At 58.0% G+C, this 6,336-nt stretch carries 8 protein-coding genes; 6 read left to right on the forward strand and 2 right to left on the reverse strand.

All coding sequences use genetic code 11. The features are described from left to right. The first annotated feature begins 592 nt into the window (after window positions 1–592). The 5 genes from E5W87_RS33035 to E5W87_RS33055 all read left to right on the forward strand — a co-directional run bounded on the left by E5W87_RS33035 (window position 593) and on the right by E5W87_RS33055 (window position 3,713). Window positions 593–775 carry a hypothetical protein gene (locus E5W87_RS33035; RefSeq protein ID WP_292407426.1) on the forward strand — a complete coding sequence of 61 codons (183 nt, stop codon included), beginning with the start codon at window positions 593–595 and terminating at the stop codon, window positions 773–775. A gap of 20 nt (window positions 776–795) precedes the next feature. Then, window positions 796–1,521: a Crp/Fnr family transcriptional regulator gene (locus E5W87_RS33040; protein ID WP_292407427.1), complete on the forward strand. Its 726-nt coding sequence runs from the start codon at window positions 796–798 to the stop codon at window positions 1,519–1,521. A 256-nt stretch (window positions 1,522–1,777) separates the two neighbouring features. Then, window positions 1,778–2,446 carry a hypothetical protein gene (locus E5W87_RS33045; RefSeq protein WP_292407429.1) on the forward strand — a complete coding sequence of 223 codons (669 nt, stop codon included), beginning with the start codon at window positions 1,778–1,780 and terminating at the stop codon, window positions 2,444–2,446. Then, entirely contained in the window at window positions 2,443–2,838 is a 396-nt protein-coding gene (locus E5W87_RS33050; RefSeq protein ID WP_095486764.1) for a phage holin family protein, read from the forward strand. The genes E5W87_RS33045 and E5W87_RS33050 overlap by 4 nt, the downstream gene beginning before the upstream one ends. A 101-nt stretch (window positions 2,839–2,939) precedes the next feature. Continuing rightward, the gene (locus E5W87_RS33055) at window positions 2,940–3,713 is read left to right on the forward strand and encodes a hypothetical protein (RefSeq protein ID WP_292407431.1); all 774 of its coding nucleotides are present in this window, start codon (window positions 2,940–2,942) and stop codon (window positions 3,711–3,713) included. Between the two features lie 41 nt (window positions 3,714–3,754). Here the strand turns inward: E5W87_RS33055 and E5W87_RS33060 are convergent, their stop codons facing one another. After that, the gene (locus E5W87_RS33060) at window positions 3,755–4,000 is read right to left on the reverse strand and encodes a KTSC domain-containing protein (protein ID WP_367118903.1); all 246 of its coding nucleotides are present in this window, start codon (window positions 3,998–4,000) and stop codon (window positions 3,755–3,757) included. Between the two features lie 251 nt (window positions 4,001–4,251). Here E5W87_RS33060 and E5W87_RS33065 point away from each other — a divergent pair, with 251 nt between their 5' ends. Further along, a complete protein-coding gene (locus E5W87_RS33065; RefSeq protein ID WP_123150025.1) occupies window positions 4,252–4,674 on the forward strand; it encodes a YidB family protein in 423 nt (140 codons plus the stop codon). 459 nt (window positions 4,675–5,133) lie between these two features. On the opposite strand, the gene E5W87_RS33070 is transcribed toward E5W87_RS33065, so the two are convergent. Further along, complete coding sequence (locus tag E5W87_RS33070; protein WP_292407437.1) at window positions 5,134–5,436, reverse strand: DUF1236 domain-containing protein; 303 nt, start codon at window positions 5,434–5,436, stop codon at window positions 5,134–5,136. Window positions 5,437–6,336: the final 900 nt, after the last annotated feature.

The following is a 6,336-nucleotide window of genomic DNA, read 5'->3' on the forward strand; positions in this document are numbered from 1 at the left end:
GCTTGAAAGCCAGGCTCCATCGCCTCCTGACAGTTGAAGCTGGGCGAAATCGCGGACCCTGCACATGGCTAATTACCCGAATTCACCTCCAGGAAATTACTTGTGCAGACGCAACTCAAAACTTGCGGCTCATAACGATCTGCGAGCGGTAGCTGTCGAACTTGACCTCATGAGACCATCCGTCACCCTGAGGCGGCTTGGCTACCAGGTATGCATCGGCGGAATGAAATCGAGCCGGCCGGCGCGGCACTCACAGGCTTGCCCACCTGATCGAGTCTGGGTCGGCGGTATATATTAGCTAGACGGAACATAACGTGATTCTAATGGGAGACGGCAACAAATGTTGCTGATCCGCGTTGCGCTTCATCTGAAGGCCTGCCAGGGAGGAAATCAAAATGGCCGACGACAAGTGCAATAGAGGTTCTGGGGCGACGGGTGACGAAAAATATGAGTTCTGCTATTTCGCCACTAAGTTCGGCCTCTCAATACCGCAGGATCCGCGACCGCAAGCACGGTAATGATCGCGAGACCCTGTGTCGGGAGGCTCGGAGGCTCGGAACGCCGTGACTCAAAAAAGAACGATTCTCGAACAATGACCAACCTTTCACAACTAGGGCCGCCCATTACAGGCAAGCTACATAGCGAAGAGGTCGAGCATGAAAGCGACCATTTCTATCTGTGCCCGACAGGCGACCAAGTTGTAGATGCTCGGGACCTGCGGCAGTTCATCTGGCACGATCAGCCGGGGCACGAGCCGCTGGAACTCGATTCCTGATTTGGTCAACAGGGACTGCGATGTTCGGCAAAGACCTTTTAGTTCGCATGCTCGACCGCCGCGACACCCTGCCGCGAGACGAAATCGCGCTTATTGAGGCTCTTCCGGTCCGGCCGGTAACTTTCGGACCCGATGAGGAGATTGTCAGGGAGGGTTCCCGCCCCGCCGAAAGCTGTCTTATTGCGAATGGTTTCGCAGTTCGAAACCAGACTATTCGAGAAGGTAGGCGTCAAATAACGGCAATTCACGTGCCGGGAGACTTTGTCGATCTGCATAGTTTACTGCTCAAAGTGATGGATCACAGCGTGAGCGCCCTCGGCTCGTGCGATGTAGTTTTCATTCGACACAAAGACCTGCTCACAGCAATGGGTGGAAGTCCACATCTCACCCGGATGCTCTGGCTTTCAACCACTATCGATACCTCAATCCAACGAACTTGGATAACCTGTCTCGGGCGTCGCTCCGCCGAACAGCATCTCGCACATGTAATTTGCGAGTTGTATGTCCGGTTAGAAATAGTTGGATTGGCCTCTGACCAGACGTTCGCGATTCCACTGACGCAAGCGGAATTGGGCGACGTGCTTGGTCTATCAATAGTTCACGTGAATCGGACGCTGCAGGAACTTCGAGCGAAGGACCTGGTTAGCTGGAAAGACAGGAGGATTGTTATCCTGGATTTCCAGCGATTGGCATTACTGGCCGACTTTGATGCGACCTACCTAAATCTCTTTCACGAACCGCGGTGACCGCCTCGGCCAAGACGCGCCAGCGCGCCAATGCGGCATCAAGATTCTCGTCCATTAAACAATGTGAATGAGCCCTTGCTCCGGATCGATTAAAGCTGGGTTCAACTGGCACAGTCGACGTCCAAAAAGGATTGCACATGCGTGAACTTAGGCAATGGAGGAGATTGCCACCATGAACAATGTCATCTATCTCATCGGCCTTGTCGTCGTCGTGCTTGCGATCCTCTCCTTCCTCGGATTCCATTAGGAGAATACAATGCAGCGCAAAGACGATCAGGGCCGTAAGCCGGCCGATTTCGAAACAGCCAAAAGCGAACTGTCCGAGCGGTTCGAGCAGGAAACGCAGACCGCGACAGAGGCGCTACAGGACGCTCGCGACGAACTCACCAGGAAGGCGGGCGACTACGCAACGGAAGCCAAGCAGGCGTTGTTCGACAAGGCCGAGGGAACACAGCGCGATATCAGCTCCAACCTAAAGGCCTTTAGCGGAGCCTTGCGAGCAGCAAGCGAGCATCTGGCCAATAATGATCAACGGACCGCTTCGAAGTTCACCCTCGATGCCGCCGGCTCACTTGAGCGCCTTTCATCTTCGTTGAAGGGCAAACCATTCGAAGATGTTCTTGGCGAGATGCGGTCGTTCGGCCGCGAAAACTCAGGGGCGCTGATCGCCGGTTCAGTATTGGCAGGCTTGGCGCTGGGGCGGTTTATCAAGAGCTCGCCGCCATCTGCCCGGGCCGAGACACAGAGTCGATCGCAAACACACAGTGATTCAGAAACGGTTTCGAACTCGGATGAGTCCGCTACGCGATCGGCAGAGGCCTCCGACCCGACGCCGGCCCGCTCCAGCCAGCGCGACGATGACTTGGCCGGCGATGATCTGGCCGGCGACGACTGGGCAGGCGCAAGCCTGGAGCAGAACCCATGACCAACAATCAGGAAAGTCGCGGCCTCGCAACCCTCGTCAGCGATCTGGCACAGCAGGTCACAACCCTGCTTCAAACCGAAAGTAGGCTGTTGCGGGCCGAAATTTCGGAAAAAATTAGCAAGGCCGGCGCAGGCGCCGCCGAGGTTCTGGGCGGCGCGATATGCCTTCTCGCGGCCTTGATAGTGCTTTTGCAAGCACTCGTAATCGCCCTGGCGAGTGCCGGCTTGGGAGCGGGGTGGTCCTCGCTGCTGGTCGGGATCGTCGTCGCGATACTGGGAATCATTCTCTTGCGCTCTGGCACGAAAAGCATGGCTCCTTCCGAGCTGACGCCCGATCGCACACAAGACCAACTCAAGCGCGACGCGCGCGTGATCAAGGATCAAATCAGATGAGCGACAAATCCGCAGCCGAGCTTGAACGCGATGCCGACATCGCCCGGGCGAAAGTAGCAGACACCGCCGATTCGATCCGCAGCAAGATGACACCGGGTCAATTGATCGACGAATTTACCGGAATGTTCGCCGGCGAAGGATCCGCCATGCTTGGCAACCTCAGGTCGCAAGTCAGGGACAACCCGTTGCCGCTGACGTTGATTGGAGCCGGCCTGGCCTGGCTGATGCTCGGCAACGGCACGTCAGCGTCTAGTTCAGCTGCCGCCGCTTATCGGACAGGAACGGCTCCTGACGCTTTCTCCGACCTGCGCGGCGATGATTTCAGCCAGGGCAACGAAGGGTCCGGGATCGGGGCGATGATCTCCGATACCGCCGGTTCGGTTACATCAGCTGCAAGCGGCGCGGCCGAAGCTGCAACAAATGCTGTGACGGGTGCCAAGGAGAGGATGACAACAACCGCCGGCCAGCTCGGCTCAAGCGCCAGCGAGATAGTGGCTCGGACGCGCCAATCGGCACAGGACCTCTTCGAGCGCGAACCGCTGGCTATCGCCGCAGTCGGCCTTGCGCTGGGCACTGCTATCGGGGTGATGCTGCCCCACACAGCCACAGAGGACGAGCAACTTGGCGCCTACCGCGACAAAATTCGCGACAGTGCGGAGGAGGTTCTCGAAACGGGCCTGGAGCAAGCAAAGCAAGTTGCCGCCGAGGCCTACGAAACGGTCAAGGAAGAGGCCGACCGGCAAGGCTCGGGTGGAGATGCCGACACGCTAGCAGGCAAGGTCGGCAAAGTTGTGGAATCGACCGCCAAGCGAACCGAGGAAGCCATTCGCGATCGTTTGCCGGGGTCGTCGGACGAGTCTTCTACCACCTCATAGCGTCGCCACCAGCCTGAATGACGGGCGTGGTCCATAGGACGTCATCCGGCATCATCGCCGGTCGTAACCACACGGTATCGGAAGTGATTGCGGATGTAGTCGTTGAAATAGCGGCCCTTAACAAAGGCGGCTTTGAACGCGGCGAAGGTCTCCGGCGGCACGTCGTCAAATTGGTAGCATCTACCGCTGGCCATGAACCATACCGAGAGGGTTCTACGCTCCGGATCGTATTCCGTTTTGCGTATCGAGGTGGACGGCAGGACGGCGGCTCGATCAAAGGCATTCAACGATCGGAGAACCCGTCGAGTTCCTCGTTGGGAGGATTTGGCGCAAGCTCAAGCGCGCGAACCGATCGAGACGATTGGCATCACGGATCGTCCATCATTCTCCGCGGGGCGCGCGTGCTGAAGTCCCGCCAGAAGCCGACCGCGAAGCCGCAATCGCTCGGCTCACCGAACGGTAAACCAGCCCAGTAGCAACACAGTGGAACCTTTCAAAGCCGCATGCCTTGTCCCTTCTTCATGGAAGGAGATGCGAAATGAGCCTTGACATAGGAAAAGTCGCCATAGCCTTGCTTGGCCTGCTTGCCTACAAGAATAGGGACAAGATCGGCGAGTTAATCGCCGGTAGGAACTCGACAGATCCCAAAAGCGCTGGCTCCCCCGGCGGGCTCGGCGATATCCTGGACCGTCTCAGGAATGCGGGTGCGGGCGATCAAGTTGATTCTTGGGTTGGTACAGGATCAAATCGCCCCGTTCAGCGCGACCAAGTCGAGAAAGCGATCGACCCGCAAACGTTGAGCGATCTCGCGGAGCAAACCGGATTGTCCCGCGAGGAACTTCTCGACCGGCTCACAAGAGAACTGCCCGACGCGGTGGACAAGCTTACTCCCGACGGCCAAATGCCTGTGAGCAAAGGTCCAAATCTCCTCGACGAGGTGCCTGGAGCTAGTCGCACTTAGCGCCAAGCCGAAAAGAGAACCCGCGTCCTCGCCCGGAGAGCGCGGGCTGATCGGGCAATGCGATCTCCACAGCAATGTCTGCGAGAACAATGCTGCAGAAGCCTAACCCGCTTGCCTACTAGACCTTTTGTCTTTTCGGTTCCTCTTCGGTTGCGCTGCCAATTCAGCAGGAAGAGCGGTTTCGGCCTTTAGTCGTTGCTGCCGCAGCCGAGCCGTCTTTGCTTCTCGTGCCACACGCTCGAAGTCTGTGAATGCCCTTGCAGCATCCGACGTGCGCTCCTGCCTGTCGTGTCTTTCTTTATCGGTGAAGCCTTGCCTTTCCCGCATTGTTCCTCCCACTTTGACGCACGGCGCTTTGTTGCCGCACCGAACGATTGTGGCCAGATCGGGTTCCACCCGGACAGCAAAAAAGCCCGCCGCACCTTTCGGCACGGCGGGCGTCAGTCGGAAGAGTTCGTGTCAGTCGTAGACCTTCACAATCTTGCGGGTAGATGGGTCGACCAGGACGGTTCGGCCATCGACGACTACGTAGCGGTACTGAACGTCCGGCACCTCGTAAAGCTCGACTGTATCGGGCAGTGCTGTGCCGATGTTGAGCTCCACGCCGAGAAGGCTGACGGATGCCATCGGTTTCTTTTTCACGTATTCCCGGATCACAGTATCCTGCTCGGGTTGAATGACCACGACGTCCTGAGCGGCGGCAGCGCTGACACCAACGAGCAGAAGGAGTCCTGCCGTGGCCGAGGAAAGTTGCTTTCTCATATTGCCTCCAAGTAAACTCCGCTCCGGCGCTTCATTGCTCCCGCGACGGGTTTGCTTAGCTTGAACGGTGCGGAGCAATTGTTGTTCCACTTACAGTGCGCGAATCCCCCTTACACAAACGCGCGCCCGCTCAAGCCCGCGAGGTGCTGAACCATTATCCCCGCGACCATGAGCCGTTGAAACTCGATGGATAGGTGGACCGTCTTTCGCACGGACTAGATCATCCATGATCGTTACCGGTGCCAATCAGGCAATCCAAGCGTAGCTCGCCGATGTGCCATCGAGGCGCCAACCCCACCGCATCGACCGCAGCCGCCTATCCGGCCTGCGTCCAACATGCGAAAGGCTGATCATTCGGCCCGCCCTTCCGGCCAGCACTGAAACCCCGTGTTAACGTCGTTCGCGGGTGAGAGGATGCGGCCGCAGCTTGAAAGTGTAGGGTCAGCTCGCTGCCAGGCACGGAGGCGAAAATGAAATTGCTTGGGATTGCGATCTTGTGCACGGGCATGATCAGCGTAGCAATGTCGGCCATTCGCGCTGAGGATCAGCTTGTTCCGCCTGACCATGTAGAAGCGCCAGAGCCGGCAGTTCATTGCGAAGGCCAAAACTGCCTTCCACCAGCCGATAACCCTGTCGAGGAATGCAAGGGGCAAGATTGCACGCCGGCTCCGCCGGTCGAACCAGGTCCGCAGATTGAACAGGTCGACTGAACAGCATCAGCCGAACACCCCACCCACAAAGGTGATCGCAGATCCGTGGAGAAGGTTGAATTTCAGGTCCTCTCCCTCCGCCAACGCACCTTGCCCCAACATTCTCTGTGTCAGTCTAACGGCCCGCGAATCCAACGGCGCGGCCGGAACAAACGGGATCGACGCCGGTTAACTACTATCGAAGGGACCG

The organism is Mesorhizobium sp. (assembly GCF_004962925.1).
In the GTDB taxonomy this organism is placed as follows: Bacteria; Pseudomonadota; Alphaproteobacteria; order Rhizobiales; family Rhizobiaceae; genus Mesorhizobium.